19 protein-coding genes and 1 pseudogene are annotated in these 18,474 nt (G+C 39.8%); 8 read left to right on the top strand and 12 right to left on the bottom strand.

Annotated elements, in window-relative coordinates:
• Window positions 1-26: 26 nt before the first annotated feature.
• The 4 genes from dacC to ACY3FQ_RS10900 all read right to left on the bottom strand — a co-directional run bounded on the left by dacC (window position 27) and on the right by ACY3FQ_RS10900 (window position 3,079).
• On the bottom strand, window positions 27-1,175 hold the full coding sequence (gene dacC / locus ACY3FQ_RS10915) for a D-alanyl-D-alanine carboxypeptidase PBP5/6 (protein WP_004694204.1): 1,149 nt from the start codon (window positions 1,173-1,175) through the stop codon (window positions 27-29).
• Window positions 1,176-1,292: 117 nt separating this feature from the next.
• Entirely contained in the window at window positions 1,293-1,679 is a 387-nt protein-coding gene (locus ACY3FQ_RS10910; RefSeq protein ID WP_004694202.1) for an MCR_0457 family protein, read from the bottom strand.
• A 192-nt stretch (window positions 1,680-1,871) separates the two neighbouring features.
• Window positions 1,872-2,246, bottom strand: a complete 375-nt coding sequence (locus tag ACY3FQ_RS10905) for an MCR_0457 family protein (protein ID WP_035326613.1) — start codon at window positions 2,244-2,246, stop codon at window positions 1,872-1,874.
• A 311-nt stretch (window positions 2,247-2,557) separates the two neighbouring features.
• Window positions 2,558-3,079 (bottom strand): MerR family transcriptional regulator, encoded by a 522-nt coding sequence (locus ACY3FQ_RS10900; RefSeq protein ID WP_004694198.1) that lies wholly within the window; start codon window positions 3,077-3,079, stop codon window positions 2,558-2,560.
• Between the two features lie 336 nt (window positions 3,080-3,415).
• On the opposite strand from ACY3FQ_RS10900, the gene ACY3FQ_RS10895 reads away from it, so the two are divergent.
• Complete coding sequence (locus ACY3FQ_RS10895; RefSeq protein ID WP_062034481.1) at window positions 3,416-4,180, top strand: COG4705 family protein; 765 nt, start codon at window positions 3,416-3,418, stop codon at window positions 4,178-4,180.
• Between the two features lie 182 nt (window positions 4,181-4,362).
• Here the strand turns inward: ACY3FQ_RS10895 and ACY3FQ_RS10890 are convergent, their stop codons facing one another.
• Complete coding sequence (locus ACY3FQ_RS10890) at window positions 4,363-4,638, bottom strand: putative quinol monooxygenase (RefSeq protein WP_151836993.1); 276 nt, start codon at window positions 4,636-4,638, stop codon at window positions 4,363-4,365.
• A gap of 8 nt (window positions 4,639-4,646) precedes the next feature.
• On the bottom strand, window positions 4,647-5,801 hold the full coding sequence (locus tag ACY3FQ_RS10885) for a catalase family protein (protein WP_489774042.1): 1,155 nt from the start codon (window positions 5,799-5,801) through the stop codon (window positions 4,647-4,649).
• Window positions 5,802-6,048: 247 nt separating this feature from the next.
• Between ACY3FQ_RS10885 and ACY3FQ_RS10880 the strand changes: the two genes are divergently transcribed.
• On the top strand, window positions 6,049-6,753 hold the full coding sequence (locus ACY3FQ_RS10880; protein ID WP_078388870.1) for a DUF1003 domain-containing protein: 705 nt from the start codon (window positions 6,049-6,051) through the stop codon (window positions 6,751-6,753).
• Window positions 6,754-6,923: 170 nt separating this feature from the next.
• Here the strand turns inward: ACY3FQ_RS10880 and ACY3FQ_RS10875 are convergent.
• A pseudogene (locus ACY3FQ_RS10875) lies at window positions 6,924-7,034 on the bottom strand (IS5/IS1182 family transposase); the annotation flags it as partial.
• 843 nt (window positions 7,035-7,877) lie between these two features.
• Window positions 7,878-8,033, bottom strand: coding sequence for an Arm DNA-binding domain-containing protein (locus ACY3FQ_RS10870; RefSeq protein WP_227556994.1), 156 nt, complete (start codon window positions 8,031-8,033; stop codon window positions 7,878-7,880).
• A gap of 148 nt (window positions 8,034-8,181) precedes the next feature.
• Here ACY3FQ_RS10870 and surE point away from each other — a divergent pair, with 148 nt between their 5' ends.
• From surE to ACY3FQ_RS10855, 3 genes are all read left to right on the top strand, one after another.
• Window positions 8,182-8,943, top strand: a complete 762-nt coding sequence (gene surE / locus ACY3FQ_RS10865; protein ID WP_201953883.1) for a 5'/3'-nucleotidase SurE — start codon at window positions 8,182-8,184, stop codon at window positions 8,941-8,943.
• Between the two features lie 153 nt (window positions 8,944-9,096).
• Complete coding sequence (locus ACY3FQ_RS10860) at window positions 9,097-9,915, top strand: peptidoglycan DD-metalloendopeptidase family protein (RefSeq protein WP_176537436.1); 819 nt, start codon at window positions 9,097-9,099, stop codon at window positions 9,913-9,915.
• Window positions 9,916-10,010: 95 nt separating this feature from the next.
• A complete protein-coding gene (locus ACY3FQ_RS10855; protein ID WP_010326350.1) occupies window positions 10,011-10,940 on the top strand; it encodes a LysR family transcriptional regulator in 930 nt (309 codons plus the stop codon).
• A 210-nt stretch (window positions 10,941-11,150) separates the two neighbouring features.
• On the opposite strand, the gene rsmI is transcribed toward ACY3FQ_RS10855, so the two are convergent.
• Window positions 11,151-11,996, bottom strand: a complete 846-nt coding sequence (rsmI, locus tag ACY3FQ_RS10850; protein WP_201950799.1) for a 16S rRNA (cytidine(1402)-2'-O)-methyltransferase — start codon at window positions 11,994-11,996, stop codon at window positions 11,151-11,153.
• Between the two features lie 333 nt (window positions 11,997-12,329).
• Between rsmI and ACY3FQ_RS10845 the strand changes: the two genes are divergently transcribed.
• From ACY3FQ_RS10845 to ACY3FQ_RS10835, 3 genes are read left to right on the top strand one after another with little or no spacing between them, the layout of a single operon-like run.
• Window positions 12,330-12,737: a YraN family protein gene (locus ACY3FQ_RS10845; RefSeq protein ID WP_058869310.1), complete on the top strand. Its 408-nt coding sequence runs from the start codon at window positions 12,330-12,332 to the stop codon at window positions 12,735-12,737.
• Window positions 12,738-12,797: 60 nt separating this feature from the next.
• A complete protein-coding gene (locus ACY3FQ_RS10840; protein ID WP_005399779.1) occupies window positions 12,798-13,481 on the top strand; it encodes a BON domain-containing protein in 684 nt (227 codons plus the stop codon).
• Window positions 13,471-14,355: an alpha/beta hydrolase gene (locus ACY3FQ_RS10835; RefSeq protein ID WP_078388873.1), complete on the top strand. Its 885-nt coding sequence runs from the start codon at window positions 13,471-13,473 to the stop codon at window positions 14,353-14,355. Before ACY3FQ_RS10840 ends, ACY3FQ_RS10835 begins: the two co-directional genes overlap by 11 nt.
• 42 nt (window positions 14,356-14,397) lie before the next feature.
• On the opposite strand, the gene nudC is transcribed toward ACY3FQ_RS10835, so the two are convergent.
• The 3 genes from nudC to dnaQ all read right to left on the bottom strand — a co-directional run bounded on the left by nudC (window position 14,398) and on the right by dnaQ (window position 18,365).
• Window positions 14,398-15,174 carry an NAD(+) diphosphatase gene (gene nudC, locus ACY3FQ_RS10830; RefSeq protein ID WP_087010659.1) on the bottom strand — a complete coding sequence of 259 codons (777 nt, stop codon included), beginning with the start codon at window positions 15,172-15,174 and terminating at the stop codon, window positions 14,398-14,400.
• Entirely contained in the window at window positions 15,174-16,817 is a 1,644-nt protein-coding gene (locus tag ACY3FQ_RS10825; protein WP_201950802.1) for a chemotaxis protein, read from the bottom strand. The genes nudC and ACY3FQ_RS10825 overlap by 1 nt, the downstream gene beginning before the upstream one ends.
• Before the next feature lie 126 nt (window positions 16,818-16,943).
• Complete coding sequence (gene dnaQ, locus ACY3FQ_RS10820; protein ID WP_489774041.1) at window positions 16,944-18,365, bottom strand: DNA polymerase III subunit epsilon; 1,422 nt, start codon at window positions 18,363-18,365, stop codon at window positions 16,944-16,946.
• Window positions 18,366-18,474: the final 109 nt, after the last annotated feature.

Below are 18,474 nucleotides of genomic sequence, written 5' to 3'. Positions count from 1 at the left end.
TGCTTTAACTTAAGTCTAAATATTACTTAGAATAAGTTTGAGAAGAATTGTTTGATGTGGTCAAGCATACGTGCAAAGAAACCTGCTTCTTCAACATCTTTCAGCGCCACAAGTGGTTTTTCAGCAATCACTTTACCATCAAGGCTTGCTACATATTTACCAACCACTTGTCCTTTTTTCAACGGTGCAGTCAGTTTCGGTTGAACCACGAGTTGTGTTTTGATTGCGTTGGCTTGACCTTTAGGCATAGTCACATTAAAGGTTTCAGCTAAACCAATTTGCACGTCACTTTCTTTACCAAACCACACTTTTGATTTTGCTAAAACTTGGTTCGCAGCTTGAACATTTTTAGTTTCAAAATTTGCATAACCCCACGCTAAAATTTCACGTGTTTGCGTTGCGCGTTCTTGCATGCTTGGCGCACCAAAAATCACAGAAATCAAACGCATTGGGCCACGTTTAGCCGAAGTTGTTAAGCAATAACCCGCTTCGTCAGTATGACCAGTTTTTAAACCATCGACACTTGGGTCAGTATAAAGCAAGGCATTACGGTTGCCTTGTTTGATACCGTTAAAAGTAAATTCTTTTTCAGAATAAATCGGATAATATTTTGAACTGTCGTGAATGATGTGCTGTGCAAGCGTTGCCATGTCTTTAGCAGTGGAGTAGTGACCTTCAGCAGGCATACCTGTTGAGTTCATGAAGCTGGTATTGGTCATGCCGATACGTTTTGCTTCAGTGTTCATCATGTGAACGAAAGTGCCTTCGTTCCCAGCAATGTGCTCAGCCATAGCCTTAGATGCATCATTACCCGATTGGATGATAATGCCGCGTAACATCTCTAATGCAGTCGCAGTACCATTTAATGGCACATACATACATGATTCCGAACTACTACCACGACACCAAGCAGACTCGTTCATCCGAACTTTTTCATCTTCGGTTAGCTCGCCCGCCAACAACTTTTGCTCAATAATGAAACTCGTCATCATTTTTGTCATTGACGCTGGTGCTAATTTTTCATTTTCATTTTTAGATGCGAGGATTTGCCCAGTCTCATAATCCATCAGCACATATGATTTATTATTTAGTTCTGGTGGTGAGGATAAGACAGTTGCTGCAAATGAAATGCTTGGTACGAGTAATGCCGCAGCAAGGGCGCTTTTTTGAATCATTCTAAGGGGTTCCGATTTCTTTAGTATAAGCACGAGAGCTTTGCATTTTAGGACAAAGTTCTGCCGACTTCTACGGGAGAAATCGGCTTATTTCAAAGATATTGTAACCAATTGGTATTATTTGCTGTAAGTGCTCAATTCTTTACAAATTTCTTGGTTTTTCGCTTTACCTGCTTTTTTCGCATCGGCTTGAGCTTCGGCTAAAATAGGCTTAAATTTTTTCTCTTTGCTGAGGCTTTTAAGGTATTCAGTCGGGTTTTTCTGTTGCGGTAGATATTCTTTGGCCAAAGTGTTGTAGCCATTTTCAAACTGACTCTGGTCTGAAACGAGACTTGGACAAACTTCTGATAGGACATAAATTGCAGCCAACTCTTGCTGCGTCACTTGTTGCAGTGGAGTTACTTCAATATTTTCGTCTTTATTGGCCGCATGAGCCGAACCGATAGCAATCAAAGAAGAACCACAAACTGCCAAAATCACTTTTTTCATTACATTTAAATTCATTATAAACCCTAAGTGCATACATGTTGTTGCCATAATAGGATGAGCTTAAACAAATTTTAAGTAAATGTAAGCGCAAAAATGTATAGAAGCTGTTGAAGTCGCTTCATCGTTTTTACATTTTTCAGTCCAATAAAAAAGGATGAATAACCCCATTATTCATCCTTTCTTTGCGATATAGATGTAGAACTTGAATTAACCTTCAAAGTTTACAACGTCATCACATACTGACTTTTGTTCTGCTTTGTCAGTACCATTTGCATCTGTACGAGCTTCTTTCAGAATCGACTGGTATTCGCTGTCTGACTGTAATTTTGCATAGGTCATCGACTTATCTGAGTAGTCTTGTAAATAGGTTTGAATTAAAGTTTGAATGTTGCTTTCAATTTTAGGGCCTTGACCCACCAAAGCAGGGCAAAATTCGGTCATGACTTGCGCTGCTGCAATATCTTCTTTCACGATGGTGTTGGCTTCTTCTGTGCTTAATCCCTCTAGTGCAAAAGCAGATTGAGAAATCATGATAGCCATGCCTAATCCGAAGAAATTACGTAATGTTAAGCTTTTAATCATTTTTAAAATCACATATTTATGGTGGATGCGGAGACTCAATATATATATTTTCAATTAGAATTCAATGAAAAGTTCTGACCAGTCATTTTTTAATAAAGTTTTTTGTTTTGGACTTTTTAATCGCCAATGATCATCCTAACGACTTCTAATCTTCAGTTTTGGCAGTCTTTAGGATGATCTGCTTGTTGGTGCAGGAATAATATTTAGGGATAAAAAATGCTTACGATAGGTAAGCAGTGAACTCAATAGCGCTTAGATGAGAGCTATTGGGTTTGATGTTCAAATGATCAAATATTGAGAGCTAAAAAGCACTATAAGCTTCGAATAGCCGTAATCTCATCTTGTGTAATGTTGAGTGACTCTAAGAATTTTTGATGCTCCTCAGGTTCCATCTCTTCAAATTTTTGATGCCACTTAATCATATCTTCTTTTGATAAACCTGCTGCGATCATAATCTCTACCCATTTGGCTTTATTCACGAACTTTTCCTTTAATAAAATGGACTTTTTCAATAACTCAATGATGGCTTTTTGATGAGCTCTTAAGTTATTGATCTCTTGTTCCAATGCCCGAAAATGATTTTCCAAGATCTGCCCTTGGGATATGCTAAGTGGTTCTAAAAGCAAGCGAATATCTGAAATGGATAGTCCGTAAGAACGGTAGGAGATGATGCTTTTAAGACGCTCAATTTCACTTTCACCGTACCACCGGTATCCATTTTCAGCGATTAAGCTTGGTTTTAATAAACCCTGTTTCTCATAATAGAGAATAGTCGTTCTGGATAAACCGAGTTTTTTCGCTAAGCGAGATACAGTAAGCATAGTTTCCATCATTCGTTCATTGTTCCATTAAGCTAAACCCTTTACTTATAGACGGGTCAATCAGGTGAATTCAAAAATATCGCAAATTAAACTGATGCGAACAGAACATTTGCCATGGCTTATTTTACAGCTGTCTTTACGGGTAGCGAGTAACAACAGCTTAGGTGTTTAACTCAGCTCAGCTTGGTTTCAAGTCCATTTAGAAAGCGGATGAATAAGTCTATGGACGTTGTGTTATTGAAAGCCATAAACAGCCTCTATGGGCGAGGTCTTTGAAATTTAAGATTGGTTTCAGTTGTGAGCACTATTATTCAGCATAGACAAAAGAATAAGGTTTGGGTGCGTATCATGACTGAAGAAAAAACACTGCATGAGGTGCTGAGCAAGGTGCCTGAAGTCACTTTGCTGTTTTGGATCATTAAAATTGCGGCAACAACTCTGGGTGAAACAGCGGGGGATGCCTTATCCATGTCGCTTAATTTGGGATATATCGTAAGTACGGGTATCTTCGCCGTTATTTTTGCAATATTCGTTGCGGCACAGATTAAGGCCAAAAAATATAATGCATTTTTTTATTGGTCTACAATCATTGCAACAACAACTCTAGGGACAACTATAGCGGACTATGTTGATCGTACCTTAGGACTGGGCTATTTAGGTGGCAGCTTAATCTTATTTGGCCTGCTTATTTTATCTTTATTGGCGTGGTACTACAGCAGCGGGTCAATTGCGGTACAGAGTATTCAATCTTCTAAAAGTGAAGCGTTTTATTGGCTGACCATTATGTTTTCCCAAACATTGGGCACAGCGCTAGGGGATTGGACAGCAGATACGCAAGGACTGGGCTATACCAGTGCAGCACTTATCTTTGGCGGTTTACTTTTATTGCTGACGATGCTTTATATGTGGACCAAAATCTCTAGAACTTTCTTATTTTGGGCTGCATTTGTACTCACGCGACCATTAGGTGCCGTACTGGGGGATTTCCTAGATAAGCCCATTAGTCACGGAGGGTTGGATCTGAGTCGATTTGGCGCATCCTTTGTTCTATGTGCTTTTATCGTCTTTTGTTTGGTGGCTTTTAAACCCAAAGCAGCAGCGATTGCTCACTAAAAAGCTCTTAGCTTTAACACCTGCTCAATGCATGATGATCCATACAAAAATCGCTATTCTTCATTGTGTTTTTTAGTACAGAACATTTTAAATTTTAAGGTCTGAATAGAGATAGCTTTCATTTGAGGGCTATTTCAAGTTTTAGTCATAGAAGTGTCATTTTATAGCTAGAAAGTTAAACCTTATTCACCCTCAGATATTTTATACTGTCGTTTAATATTTTGTGTTTTCACTCCCCAAATGGACGAGGCCGTTCTACTTTGGTGATGCTTAAAACTTTTCATGCTATCAAAAACTTCTAGCACCTCCCAGATAAAAGGGTCGTGGCTTTGCTTGACCTCAAAAGAAATGCAGCCTTCTTCTTGATGAGTTAATTCAATATGTTCTGGAAGGAGTTTCATCACCAGATGGACTTCTTCTTTAGACACACAGATTAATAGGCCATCGAGTTTAACCATAGGACTCCTTATTGATCTCCGACATTGTTAGCGTTTGTTTGTTTAGCCGAATTCATTTCATGTCTGACGCGACTAATCTGGTCATATATGACTTTGCGCATTCGGTTTATCGCACCCAGTGGTTTATGTTCAGCTAATGCATGCCATGGTGTAAAGGATAGGTTTTCACAAAACTTATTTTGCTCAGGGGTATCAAAAACTTGCTGAGGAATACGAATAGTGGCCACCTTATAGAAGGGAGCTTGGTCTTCTTTCCATTCCGTCATCGAGTCTTCAACAGACATTGCGCTGGATGTCCGAGGTTGTACTAAAAACTCCATGCAGGCATCACGATCTTGTAACGTCGTTCGAAGTGTCTCTCTTAAAAAGTCCTTTTGAGGAGTAGCTGGAATCGGGCTAACAACGCTTGAACATGCACGAGCAGAGTACTTTACTGCTTGACGATGATCGCCGACTCCTAACTGATAGGGAACCATAGACCAGTATCTGGTTTGCAGTGGATTTGAAATTTTATTTCTAGTGTTCAAGGCAATCCAAGTTCCTTTGGCTCCTAATGCAAAAGGGACATGCAGTTTTTTTAGAAATCGATCACTATTGATATCTTGTATAAATGATAGATAACGAGCGGGGTCATTTACAAAGAATACAGGGTGATTGATCATAATGAAGTCTTGCGTAGCCGCAGGTTCATCTAAAAGGTTTTTCTCTGGCACGGCTAAAAGTTTGATCGCCATGCCGCGTGCATCTTTTTTTATATCCGCCTGTTTTGCATTACTCGATCCATTCGAAAAACGAATCCATGCTTGATAAGTTTTTCCTGGAATAAAAACACCATAAGCCATGTTTTGAGGCAATGTCTCATTTATTTTAAATTCTGCACGTACGCAACCATGTGCTTTAGGGTGCGCATCACGTAGCGCGATATCTGTGGAATATTGTTTTCGGATCGTCATTTCAATGATGTTCGCGATTTCTTTAGCAGTGGCGGCCTCATTTGGATAAAGACTTTCACTTAGACCCAGATCTACATCTGGGTATATAAAATCTTTAGGAGAAGTCAACATTACAGGTGGTGTATTCGCATCTACGTTAGCAGTGATACATGTGAGCAATATTGTATGAAAAAGTAGACCTAAACGCATAGGCCTTGCGGAGTTAGGCATTGATTGTCTCCTTGCTCTAAAGCTGGATTTTTTTAATTTTTAGCCTGATGATATGAACTTGTTTAGCCTTATTTAAGACACAGAATCATGATTATATCTGTGGCATTTTTTTATTCATGGCTACTGTCTAGAGAAAACTTAATGAGGAGCTACTCTGAGTGGTGCTGAAAATTTGACATTGGTTTAAAATTTGTTCGAAGATGTTTATCTCCCCCAAAACCAATAATGATTATAAAAGAGAACGAGCATGAGCGAAAAAAATCAAAGTCATGAATGTTTAGTCTGTGGGCAGAAATTCCTCATTAAAAACCTCATTCCTATGGGGGCAATACGAAAATCTATTACCGAAGAAATTTCACATGATTTTCCAGAATGGTCGCCTCAAAGTTATATTTGCCAAGCAGATTTAACTAAGTATCGAATTCAGTATGTTCATTCACTGTTAAAGTCTGAAAAGGGGGAAGTGACTGATCTTGAATATGAGGTGATTAAAAGTTTGCAACAACATGAAGTGATCACCAAAAATGTTGAAAATCAGTTGGATCAAAATTGGACTTTAGGGGAAAGGCTGGCAGATAAAATTGCGACCTTTGGTGGTAGTTGGGCTTTTCTCATGTGCTTTGCTACTTTCCTAGCCATTTGGATTATTGTCAATACAGTGGTCATGGTCACGCATCCTGCCGATCCATATCCCTTTATTTTATTAAATTTAATTTTATCCTGTATTGCAGCGATTCAAGCTCCTGTGATTATGATGAGCCAAAACAGACAGGAAGCCAAAGACAGATTGCGTTCACAAAACGATTATAAAATTAATTTAAAGGCAGAGTTAGAAATTCAACATTTAAATGAAAAACTAGATCATCTGTTGATGCATCAGTGGAATAGGTTAGCCCAAATACAAGAAATACAACTGGATTTGTTATCCGAAATGAGTAAAAAACGCGAATAACTTGGCTCAATATACTCATACTTAAAGCGTGTTTTTATAATAGTGTATACTAGCTCAAACCTGAGCTGATAGTTACAGATATTTGCTTAAGACTGTTAGGTTAAATTTGAGCTAAATTCTTTTCAGCCCAAATACGTTTTTCATGGAGTAATGTTGCAAATGGCATTCTGCCATTGAGTGGTAGGATTAAACCAAATTAATATATTTACTCGATTGATTAAGGCTTGATTATAAGAGGATCAATTCGTTGAGCGATAAAATTCAGTTATAGGTTTTTTCATTTGAAAATTATATTTCTGAATAAGCTGTCAAAAATAGGTTTGTACAACAAAGCCGTGTAGAAATAGAACGTTTAATAAGATATGAGTTCTTCTAAGTTTTTAATTAAATATTTAAATCATTTTTTATATTTGATTTTATGAATGTGTTGTGATAAGGGGGGTAATGTGAAATTTATAATATATCCAATTTTAATAATGGTTATTATTCAACCTTTTATTAGTGATTATTTTTTTGAAAAAAGAGCAAGACAGTTGGCGCTAGATGATAAAAATATTATTAGGGGGTGCTTGTTCTTAGAGAAAAAATATCGTCATAGAAATAGTATAGTAGTGATTTTTTATTATATGATGTGAATGTTGATGGTAAAGTTTATAGTACCATGGATATAAGTATTAGTGGTTTTCCATATTACGCTAAAAAATTTGCTTTTGAAAGAAAAATGGATGTCAATATTTCTTGTTATAAGATTGAATATGTAAAAGTTGGTTATTGGTTTTTTGAAAGGAGGTATATATATGATTTATCTTAATGAAAACAATATGAATGTTTTTTAATGGTTTTAGGCTTGGTTAGGTTTTTAAAATAGTTTTTTTTGATTTTTTATAAATATAGATGAATTAACATGAGTAAAGTTGGAGGTGAAATAAGTAATGTTTTAGAGATAAGCTGTGATACAGTAGATAGTGAGCTAGCGAATGCAGTTAGCAGTAGAAGTATTGGATGAGGCCGTAACAGATTCTGCCTTTTTTTCTTTTTTCATCAACAGGGTTTATATCGTCTTTTAATAAGATCCTAGATTCATCTTTCTTTTACATGCTTCAGCTAGACAGACAATAGCATATTCACCAAAACTTACCATTCCTTCCTTTTAATGTATATTTGAATCGCCAGATTTTCTTGCCAGTGGGTCTAACTTCAATGTATAACCTTTCTGCATCAAGCACTCTATATGCTTTTTCTTTAGACTTTAGTGATTTTATTTTAGTATCTGATAGCATTAAGTTACCCGCAAAAGTCTCGGTTTTTTGACAGATTAGTGCGAACTAATACAGACTAAAATAGATTAAATTTAAAGTTAAATAAATGTTTTTTTTATATATTTTCTAAATTAATATAGATTTAAGAAGATTCATCAGTGAATATTTTATAATAGCTAATGACGATGGTGTTTTTGCACCAGGTATTCAAGCGCTCGCACATGCTTTACGTCCATTAGGTCGCGTGGTGATTGTAGCACCCGAAAGTGAACGCAGTGGTTTTTCCAGTGCTTTAACTTTAGATCGACCTTTACGTCCAATCGAAATTGCATCCGACATGTGGGCAGTCAATGGTACACCCGCGGACTGCGTCTATTTGTCCATGAATGGCTTATTTGACTTTGAGTTTGATCTGGTTGTTAGTGGCATCAATAGCGGGGCAAACTTGGGTGATGATGTACTCTACTCAGGTACAGTTGGAGCAGCATTTGAAGGGCGTCTAATGAAACAGCCAGCCATTGCGGTATCACTTGCGGGCCCTGAAGTGCGTTCGTACAATCGTCCAGAAGATTATCATCATGCTGCACAGTGGGTGCATGACTTTGTGAAACAAGGTTTGCCAGCACTGCCACCACGCCATATTTTAAATATTAATATTCCAGATGTCGCTGAGTTACAGGGCGCTAAAATTACTTATCAAGGACGTCGTCGTCAGTCTAAGCCGATTACCAGTCATGTTGACCCACGTGGTCGTCAAGTGTACTGGATTGGGCTTGCAGGTGAAGCTGTGGCGGAACCGAAAAGAGGCTATGATGAGGTAGAGTCAGACTTTTTCGCTGTGGCAAATGGTTTTGTGAGTATTACGCCTATTCAGATGGATGCAACCAACTATGAAGTTTTGCATGCATTACAAGGGCAAATAAGTGCTTAAAAGGCGCTACAGCTGAGCAATACAAGGAATGTATTCAGCTGTTTGTTATAACTTTGTGAAAATACGCGCAGAGATACTATTTTCACATACTTTTTTGCTAATCTTAGCGCAAATTAAACTGATTATTTTTTGTATTTTTAGAGAGTAAGATAAATGTCTGTGTTGTCTCAAATTCGTTTCATTGCAATTCCTACAGCACTACTGAAAACTGTCGTGTTATCTACTGCTGTAGTTTCAACTGTTATTTTGAGTGGTTGTGCTTCTAAACCACAGGTTAACAATGCGACACGTTTTGCGAAAGCACCAGACTATTATACAGTTCGTTCAGGCGACACGCTGAGCGGTATTGCAACTCGTTATGGGCTGAGTTATACCTCTGTTGCGGACATGAATGATATTGCTGCGCCGTATCGTATTTATGTGGGGCAGTCATTACGTTTAAAAGGTTCGGGTAGCCCACGTACAACCACGACGCAACCTATTACACAAACCGCCCCAATTCAACGTCAAAATGTTGGTCTCCCGAGTCAAAATACGACCACCACAACCACAACAACTCCTGCTAAAGTACCGACCGCACCTGTTGCGAGCTCGAAAAGTTCAACTTTACGCTGGGTAAAACCAAGTAATGGCGCTGTTTTGCAAGGTTATAATTTAGCAAATAATGTAAAAGGTATTCGCTATGCTGGTAACCAAGGTGATCCAATTTATGCAGCAGCAGATGGCCAAGTGGTGTATGCAGCAGACGGATTGAAAGAATATGGGAACTTAATTTTGGTTAAGCATATTGATGGTTATATCACAGCATATGCACACAACAGTGCGATGAATGTGAAGAGCGGTCAAAATGTGACGGCAGGACAGAAAATTGCTGAAATGGGATCCACAGGTGCAACGCGCACCATGTTAGAGTTCCAAGTACGCTTAGATGGCAAGCCAATCAATCCGACTATAGTTTTACCATTAAATTAAAAAATTTGGATGCAACGCAAAAAATTCACCGTATAATACAATGAGTTGTTTTTATCAAATAGATGAAAACTTCTCATGAATCCAGAGAGAATTTTATGTTAGATCAACTACGGGCAATGGGTGTTTTTGCTTGTGTTGTCGAAAAGAGTTCATTTAGTGGTGCCGCGCGTGAGTTAGGCATCACTACAAGTGCTGTGAGTCAGCAAATTCGTTCTTTAGAGCAAGAGATGGAAGTTGTTCTTTTACATCGCTCAACAAGAAAGTTGAATTTAACTGAAGCAGGCCAGGCTTTTTTCCACAGCTGTCAAGAAATGCTCGCCGCTGCTGAACGTGGCAAAATACGTATCAATGAATTGCGCGATGATCTCGTGGGTGAGCTGCGAATAGCCACTACGCCAGAGTTGGGTGCCAATCATGTGATTCCTGCTTTGTCGCATTGGATGTCTGCACATCGCGGATTATCTATTCATATTGAAGCAGATAATCATTATGTGGATTTGATGAATGGGCGAATTGATATTGCGTTAAGAATGAGTCCAACGGTTGACGATCAAAGCGTACATGTCGTGCCATTGGCGCGCGTGGAACAGATTTTGGTTGCTTCACCGAGCTATTTGAATCAGTCTGCACCAATTTCACGACCTGAAGATTTGAAAAATCATGATCTTATTCCGATCACGATTATGAAAAATAATCATGATTTTGATTTTAAAAATGTGGTGACAGGTGATGCGGTTAAACTTGAGATGAAATCAAGAGTAGCCAGTAATAATATTTTAGTAACAAAGACTTTATGCCAACATGGGCATGGAGTTGCACGTATTTTATATTTAGATGTGCAAAAAGAATTGGTTAACGGTTCTTTAGTGGAAGTTCTTCCAGAGTGGAAGCTCCCTAACTTTACGCTATATGCCATCATTTCAAAGCATGAACAACAGCCGATGAAGATCCATCGTTGTTTGGATGCATTGAAACAATACTTTTGCCAACTACCCGGCGGTCGTATTTACCAAGAAGCAAGCTAATTCGATAGAGATTGTAACTGACGATCAGTCAACCCATACACATGCTTATAAATTTTAAATGACATAACTACATAATTTGAGTTAAGCGGTTCACATGGAACCGCTTAACATGGAGAGCAGCAGAGAAAGGCCAAAGCACTTACGTCTGTTGCTCTTTATTTTTTCCTTCAAAAAAGCAATACTTTTATTTTAAGTTCAAGCTATCGAAGCCTATTCAGCCTGATCTTGCGTTAGCTCTAAAGCGCGCTGGTAAGCAATTTTCTTTTTGATGCCAGTCAAATCAGCCGCTAACTGTGATGCGGCTTTCACTGACAAATCTTGTAAGAGGCGCGTTAAAAGCTGGTCGAGTTTTTCTTGTGCCATATCTTTTTCAGTGGTCGCGCCACCAACAATCAATACAATCTCACCTTTTTGTTGATGATGATCGTTTGCAATAAATTCAACCAACTCACCTAATGTCATTTTCTTGATGGTTTCAAAGGTTTTGGTAATTTCACGAGCAAAACCGACAGGGCGGTCAGCACCAAAGACTTTAGTCATGTCACTGACACTGTCTAAAATACGATGTGGTGCCTCATAAAAAATCAGGGTTTGCGTTTCGTCTTTGAGTTTTTCCAAGCTTGCCAGTCGTTGGGTTTGTTTAGAGGACAAAAAACCTTCAAAGCTGAAACGATCACTTGGTAAGCCCACTGAGCTTAAAGCTGCAATGGCAGCACATGCGCCCGGTACAGGGATTACGCGGATATTATGCTCTTGTGCCGCACGAACCAATTTAAAACCTGGATCACTGATAAGAGGCGTTCCTGCATCACTGATAAGCGCCATATCTTCACCTTTCAACAAACGCTGAATAAGGATGTCAATTTTGTTGTTTTCGTTATGATCGTGGCATGCGGTGAGCGGTGTTTGAATATTAAAGTGTTTCAGTAATTGTGCTGAAGTTCGTGTATCCTCAGCAGCAATGATTTTGACTGATTTTAGTACATCAATTGCGCGGTAAGTCATGTCATCTAAGTGCCCAATAGGGGTTGCGACTACAAATAACTGGGCACTCATGGGTTTTCTCCGCGTTGCAAAATAATAAAATGATAGGTTGGCTTGAGTGCTTTGATGCATTCAACCGATACCGCGATAAGCATTCTACCTGAATTGTCCGTCGTGGCGTGAGTTAGAATATTGTCGGCGATGGATTTGCAGGAGTCGGGAAGACATTCGATTGAAATCTAAACGCCAAGAAGGCTTTAAAACGTAGAATGAAATGAATTGTTTGGTTCGAGAGACTCACAGCAGTGGTTTTAAATATCAAGACGTGAGATTTTTGATCGAAATTGAGTTTTTCGAAATGTGATGATTAAAAAAATAAAAAACGAAATGGGGGAAGATAAAGAGATGAAGCTGGGACAATGGGCAGAGCAACAAGCTTTGACGGTGTTAGAAGAACAGGGTTATGTTCATGTGCAGTCCAATTATCACTCGCGCTTTGGTGAAATTGATCTGATTGTACAAAAAGGGCAGGAATTGGTTTTTGTTGAGGTCAAAGCACGTTCAAAAACGCGTTTTGCACAGGCTGCTGAAACAATTTCCTATTCAAAACAACGCAAAATAGCAAAAACGGCCATGTTTTTTTTACAAGATCATCCACATTTCCAGCAATATTATTGCCGCTTTGATGTGATTTGTTTTGATTTTTTTAAAGAAATTGCAAAAACCATACAGCAAGATTTTTCAAAATTCACTTATGATCAGCAATGGATAGAAAATGCTTTTACTTTTGATCAAGACTTTATTAATCTTTGAACAAAATCAAAGCTGAAATGCTGAATTAAAATAGTTTGAAAAGTTGAGGAGTCTTGCTGAGTGTTCAATCGTATTGCAATGACCGTATTATGCGTCGCAAGTTTATCTGGATGTGCAAGTTTCATTTCGGGTGGGACAGGAACAGCCGCTGTAGGAACAGAAAGCGGTGCACGTTCATTAGGGCAGGTCTTTATTGACTCTTCAATTGAGCGTACTGCAAAAATTAACTTATATAAATTGGACAGCCGTTTTAAACAGTCACGTGTCAATATCGAAAGTTTTCATGGGAATGTCTTGTTAACAGGACAAGTACCCGATCAACACTTACGTCAGTTGGCTGAAGACAATGTACGTGCGATGTCAGATGTCAAAACCGTGCATAACTACATTACAGTTGGAAACCAAATTAGTTATAGCACCATCATGCAAGACACCTCAGTTACGGCAAATACCCGTGGCTTGATCATGAAAGCTGCTGTTGTTTCAGATGCGAAAGTGCGTATTCACACCGAAGATGGTGTGTTATATGTGATGGGGCGTTTAAATGGTGCTGAAATCACCGATTTAAACCAAGTTTTACAGCAAGTGGGGAATGTTACTAAAATTATCACATTGGTGGATAATATAGAGCAACAGTCGCAAACGACCAGTGCGTTTGCATCACCAATGATTAATTCAACACCGACAGAGCAAACGCCTGTTGCGATAGACCCAGACCAAGTTGAACCAAATAATGTTCAATAAGCTTCAGCCTTTTGTTCAAAGACTGAATCGTTCGGTAGAGTATGCAAGATTACTCTATCGTGACTTTCGTATTTATGATGTAGGTAGTTATGCCCTAAACCGTTTAACACCACGTAAGGGTTATTCGGTCCAAGAAAATGTGGCCTATGGCTTACGCGCGCGACACCGTCTAGATCTGTTTCGCACGCAAAAACCGCGTGAACACCGTCCTCTGATTGTATTTGTGCATGGCGGCGCGTGGATGCATGGCGATAAAAAAGATTATCGTTTTATTGGTGAAGCCTTTGCCAAAGAAGGCTTTGATGTGGCGGTGATTAACTATCACTTGGCGCCTGAGCATATTTTTCCTGCCTCTATTGATGATCTCAGCTTGGCTTTAAATTATCTCAATGTGCATCAGCTTAAATATCAAATTTCAACGGAAAAAGTGGTGTTGATGGGGCATTCTGCGGGCGCGTTTAATGTGATGTCTGCGCTCTATCATCCGAAGCCATATGAAATACAATGCCGCAATCAAATTACCGCCATTATTGGTTTGGCAGGCCCTTATCATTTCGACTATAAAGGCGATCCAATTTGTGCAGATGCTTTTGATCAGAACAGGCCTTATCAGGAAGTGATGCCATATTATTTCGTCGAGTCGAATACGGTTAAACATTATCTGTTGGTTGCAGAAAATGATGATGTCGTCGGGTTGAGTAATGCCGTTGATTTGGATCGTAGGTTGAAAGAAAAAGGCAACTACAGTCAACTTTGGACGGTGCCGCGTATCGGTCATATTTCAATGATTGGTTCGGTATCGAGTTTGTTTAGTCGTTACTTCACGACCAAGCAAAAAATTATGCAGGCGCTAGAGGATGCGCTTAAGCACTAATTGGGTTTTAAAGTATATTTGTTGTAGAGATGGTGAGTGAGCTTACAGCCACTCACGTGTATCATCTGCGACCGTTGTGCCTTCTGTCGCATGCATGATCATGGCATGTGCAATGCTGCCTTTGAACGGAATTTCAGGCAGTTGATCAAACTTAAAGAATTGGGCATCACTGATTTCTTCTTCTTGTAAGCAAAGTTCACCCGATGCGTATTCTGCTTTAAACGCAATCATTAGGTTACTTGGGAAAGGCCAAGGCTGACTCGCTAAGTATTGAACATTTTTAACTTGAATGCCGACCTCTTCCAAGGTTTCGCGGCGTACCGCTTCTTCTAAAGTTTCACCGACTTCAACAAAACCCGCAATCAAACCATACATATTGCTACGGGTATTACGCGCATTTTTTGCCAACAGAATTTCATCTTCACCTCGTGTAATGACGGTGATGACACAGGGTTGTACCCGTGGATACTGATGATAACCGCAGGCAGGACAGATCATGGCATATTCGCTGGCATGTGCTTCTGTGGCGTGGCCGCAATGACTACAAAATTTATGATTGCGACGCCATTCTAGCAGTTGAATAGCTCGGCTGGCCTGTTCGAATTGTTTGGTGCTCCAGAGTGGAAGCAACTGGCGAATTGGGATGAGTTCTAAGCCTTCAGGAATCGGCTCATTGTCTAGCAGGTCTCGGGCAATCACTTGATCACCCGAGTGAAAACTTAAATCACTTGCTAGCTTTTCTACACGAGGCAATTGAAAGTTATGATCCACCAACAATTGTTGTTGGTGAAAAATATAAGCAAGTGAAAGTTCTGACATTAGGCAACAGTCTTTAGTTTTTGGCTACTGTCCAATGCTACATCAAACATACTGTGTAATACAGGCTGTTTGTTTTTTAAGTTATCAATCAGCATATCTGCACTTGCGAGTGCATCAAGTACATGATTCACCTGAGCAGCAGTGAGCGCAGTTTCAGCCGTGATTTGTTGTTGCACAAAATCTGCTGAAATATTCAGGGCTGTTTGACCATTTTCTGCGCCTAAGAACAACATTGCGCCCGCAACTTCACGTAGTTGCGCAGGAGTATTCTCAAGAACAGTTAAAACTTGTTCTTGCTGATATTGCGCCAACGCTTGACTACTTAAGTCAATAGACGTTTTAGCCTCTGACAATAACGCAGCATGGGCTTCATCTAAACGGTCTAGTGAAATATTCATGTTGTTCACACGAAGCTGTAGGCGGCTTGAAGTATGGTGACGTTCTAACACTCCAATCGAGTTCATTGCCGACAAGATCACGTTCATCAACTGCTGCGCAAAACCTTCATCTTTCAGCATATCGGCTTGACTAAGTGATGTTGCTTGACGGTTTAAGTCATTATGCGCTTCATTTAAGTTCAATACTTTGAAGATGTTCGCCAAATCGACCAGTTTTGCTTGGAGCTCTTGGGTCTTCTCTGGGGTCATGTTTTGGTAGTTGTACTCAATGTCATTGCGGATTTGAGACATTTCGGTGGTTACCAAATCACTAATGGTATGCATCGTGTCGAAATCTGGGCCATACAGATGACGACTGAAAACTTGCAGCTGCGTATCTGTGAGCAGGTCGTCGCCAATATTGAGTTTGCCACGGATGTGTTGAGAAACTTCGTCTTCTTGGCTGATACATAGGCTGAGAATGTTGGCAAGATCTGTGAGGCTGGCTTTGAAACGTTCAGGCGCAGTAAAGAACTGTGCAATGTTACGTTCGATGCTAATCAGAGTGCGTAAACGTGGTTCATTAATGAGCAATTGTTCAATTTGATTGAGTGCAACATAGACCAAGTTCCAATACTGTTTACTCGGCGTTTGTTCTGCTAGATCCGCTAAATAAGTGCCCACCAATTTCATTGCTTGTAAATCAAGTTCGCTTTCTTCTTGTTTCAGCATTTGACTTAAAGACAGCTTGTACAGGCGGTGAACATATTGAGATTTTTCAAGACTTGGTGCTTGAGGGAGGCTGAAATCTGGGGTGATACAGTCTAGTAATGACTCGATTTGCTGACCTTCTTGCGTTAAAGGCTTTGCTAATGCAATTTCAAGACGGTTTAAGGTATCGAGTAAAAACTGTGGAATTTTCACTTCTCTTAAGCAAATGAACTCAATATAGCGCTTCAGCATGGTCGTGCCTTCGCTGAGTGCAATCACATCTTGCGTATTAATCTGTGCAGGATTCCCCATGATCTTGCGCATAAGCTCTGCGGAATATTCAGCAATTTTGGCCAAGCTCGACATATCAATCAATGCAAGCACTTGAGCACATTGCTCAAATTGGTTTAATGCATCGTCAATTCCAAAAGGTAAAGTCTGATCTTCTGCTAAGGTGCTCACAGCTGATTCAACCAGCTTAATGGAGTTATCCACTTCATTTTTTATTATCAGCAGCGCCGTTGGATCAAAATGAATAGAGGTTTGGTAAGACATTGATCTGCACCTATCCTAGTGTTTTATCGTGTTTATATGCGGCCCAAATAAGGCATAGCAACTTGTTCATCACTATAGCCTAACTGAAAAATCTTGTAATACAAAAGTTAACAAAAACTTTAGAATTTATTTGGCAAAAAGGCAGGGTGTGCCATGTTTTTCTTGGTATTGTTTGACCCAAGTCTCATGTGCTTCAAGTTCTTCGGCTGAAGGGTGAATTACCGCCAGTTCAATATTCAGTGCTTGACGCTGACTTTGCCCATTTTGTTGTTCACTATGTGACAGGGCATCCATATCAAAGGAAACCTGACCACCCGTCATAGCCAAGTAAACATCGGCTAGAATTTCAGCATCCAGTAAGGCCCCGTGGAAGGTACGGTCACGCTGTGGAATTTCGTAACGGCGAACTAAGGCATCGAGTGAGTTTTTTTGCCCCGGATGCTTAGATTTTGCCATCGCGAGGGTATCTGTCACTACACAAACTTCAGAAAGCGCAACAAATCCTGCACGTTTGAACTCCATGTCTAAGAAGTTCATATCGAAGCTTGCATTATGCGCAATGATTTCCGCACCTTTGAGATAGGCAAATAAGGTGTCGGCAATCTCTTGATATAGCGGTTTATCTTTTAAAAAGTCATCAGAGATACCGTGGATATTTTCAGAGTCGCCCACAGGTTTTTTTGGATTGATGTAGATATGAATAGAGCTTCCGGTAAGCTTTCGATTGACCATTTCAATCGCGCCAACTTCAATAATGCGATCGCCATCTTGATAATAGAAACCGGTGGTCTCTGTATCGAGAATGAGCTGTCGAGGTCCAAAGACCTCAACCTTACGTGGAGTAATCACAATTTGTGGATGTTGTTTGAGTTGTGTTAAATCCACACTTGCCACAACTTCAGGCGTTTGTTCAATAGAAGGCACCGTTGTAGCAAGTTCTGGTTCAGCGACTAAACTTGGCTCTTGTTCTGCAACGTCTATTTTACTTTCGGTTAAATCTTCGCTGTCATCGGCTTCTTCGTCATCGAAACCCAAACCAAAAGGGTCGTTTAACAACCAGTCTGGTTCAACTTTTTTTTTATCTACAGACGGTTCTGTTGTCGCTGTTTTAGACTGACGAAGTTGAGCCTGTGTTTGATCGGCGCCGAGGTTCGCCAATTGATCTGCCATTTCGTTACCTTCATGACCTGCATGGCCTTTGACCCAGTGCCAGTCGATATCACGGCCTTGGCAGGCTGTATCGAGTTTTTTCCACAAATCTGGATTTTTAACGTCTTTCCAGTTTTTCTTTTTCCAACCCGTAATCCACTCGGTAATGCCGCGTTTGACATAGGTTGAATCTGTCCAGACTACCAACTTCGCATCGGTTGGGCAAAAAAGAATGCCTTCAATGGCCGCGGTGAGTTCCATACGGTTATTGGTGGTGTTGTCTTCACCGCCACACAGTTTATGTTCTTCAGTTTCTGTAATAATGTACGCGCCCCATCCCCCAAGACCAGGGTTTCCACGACAAGCACCATCGACATACAGGGTAATTGTTTGTGACATACACAACTTCCGTAAACTGAAAATTAAAACTAAGCGGGCACCATTGTATAACGCAAATGCACTAGAGAAGTGTATAAGATGCAGCTTTTTTAATTTCTTGTAACATTTA

It is taken from the genome of Acinetobacter sp. AB03, from assembly GCF_058107045.1.
This window is presented reverse-complemented; position numbering and strand designations above follow the sequence as displayed.

What these genes read in the sequence shown, in the direction of transcription:
- dacC (WP_004694204.1), bottom strand. Translation starts at nt 1,175, where the DNA reads ATGATTCAAAAAAGCGCCCTTGCTGCGGCATTACTCGTACCAAGCATT.
- ACY3FQ_RS10910 (WP_004694202.1), bottom strand. Translation starts at nt 1,679, where the DNA reads ATGAATTTAAATGTAATGAAAAAAGTGATTTTGGCAGTTTGTGGTTCT.
- ACY3FQ_RS10890 (WP_151836993.1), bottom strand. Translation starts at nt 4,638, where the DNA reads ATGGTTAAACTCGATGGCCTATTAATCTGTGTGTCTAAAGAAGAAGTC.
- ACY3FQ_RS10825 (WP_201950802.1), bottom strand. Translation starts at nt 16,817, where the DNA reads ATGTCTTACCAAACCTCTATTCATTTTGATCCAACGGCGCTGCTGATA.
- ACY3FQ_RS10895 (WP_062034481.1), top strand. Translation starts at nt 3,416, where the DNA reads ATGACTGAAGAAAAAACACTGCATGAGGTGCTGAGCAAGGTGCCTGAA.
- ACY3FQ_RS10885 (WP_489774042.1), bottom strand. Translation starts at nt 5,801, where the DNA reads ATGCCTAACTCCGCAAGGCCTATGCGTTTAGGTCTACTTTTTCATACA.
- ACY3FQ_RS10900 (WP_004694198.1), bottom strand. Translation starts at nt 3,079, where the DNA reads ATGATGGAAACTATGCTTACTGTATCTCGCTTAGCGAAAAAACTCGGT.
- ACY3FQ_RS10905 (WP_035326613.1), bottom strand. Translation starts at nt 2,246, where the DNA reads ATGATTAAAAGCTTAACATTACGTAATTTCTTCGGATTAGGCATGGCT.
- ACY3FQ_RS10845 (WP_058869310.1), top strand. Translation starts at nt 12,330, where the DNA reads ATGAAGCTGGGACAATGGGCAGAGCAACAAGCTTTGACGGTGTTAGAA.
- ACY3FQ_RS10870 (WP_227556994.1), bottom strand. Translation starts at nt 8,033, where the DNA reads ATGCTATCAGATACTAAAATAAAATCACTAAAGTCTAAAGAAAAAGCA.
- rsmI (WP_201950799.1), bottom strand. Translation starts at nt 11,996, where the DNA reads ATGAGTGCCCAGTTATTTGTAGTCGCAACCCCTATTGGGCACTTAGAT.
- ACY3FQ_RS10880 (WP_078388870.1), top strand. Translation starts at nt 6,049, where the DNA reads ATGAGCGAAAAAAATCAAAGTCATGAATGTTTAGTCTGTGGGCAGAAA.
- nudC (WP_087010659.1), bottom strand. Translation starts at nt 15,174, where the DNA reads ATGTCAGAACTTTCACTTGCTTATATTTTTCACCAACAACAATTGTTG.
- dnaQ (WP_489774041.1), bottom strand. Translation starts at nt 18,365, where the DNA reads ATGTCACAAACAATTACCCTGTATGTCGATGGTGCTTGTCGTGGAAAC.
- ACY3FQ_RS10835 (WP_078388873.1), top strand. Translation starts at nt 13,471, where the DNA reads ATGTTCAATAAGCTTCAGCCTTTTGTTCAAAGACTGAATCGTTCGGTA.
- ACY3FQ_RS10855 (WP_010326350.1), top strand. Translation starts at nt 10,011, where the DNA reads ATGTTAGATCAACTACGGGCAATGGGTGTTTTTGCTTGTGTTGTCGAA.
- ACY3FQ_RS10860 (WP_176537436.1), top strand. Translation starts at nt 9,097, where the DNA reads ATGTCTGTGTTGTCTCAAATTCGTTTCATTGCAATTCCTACAGCACTA.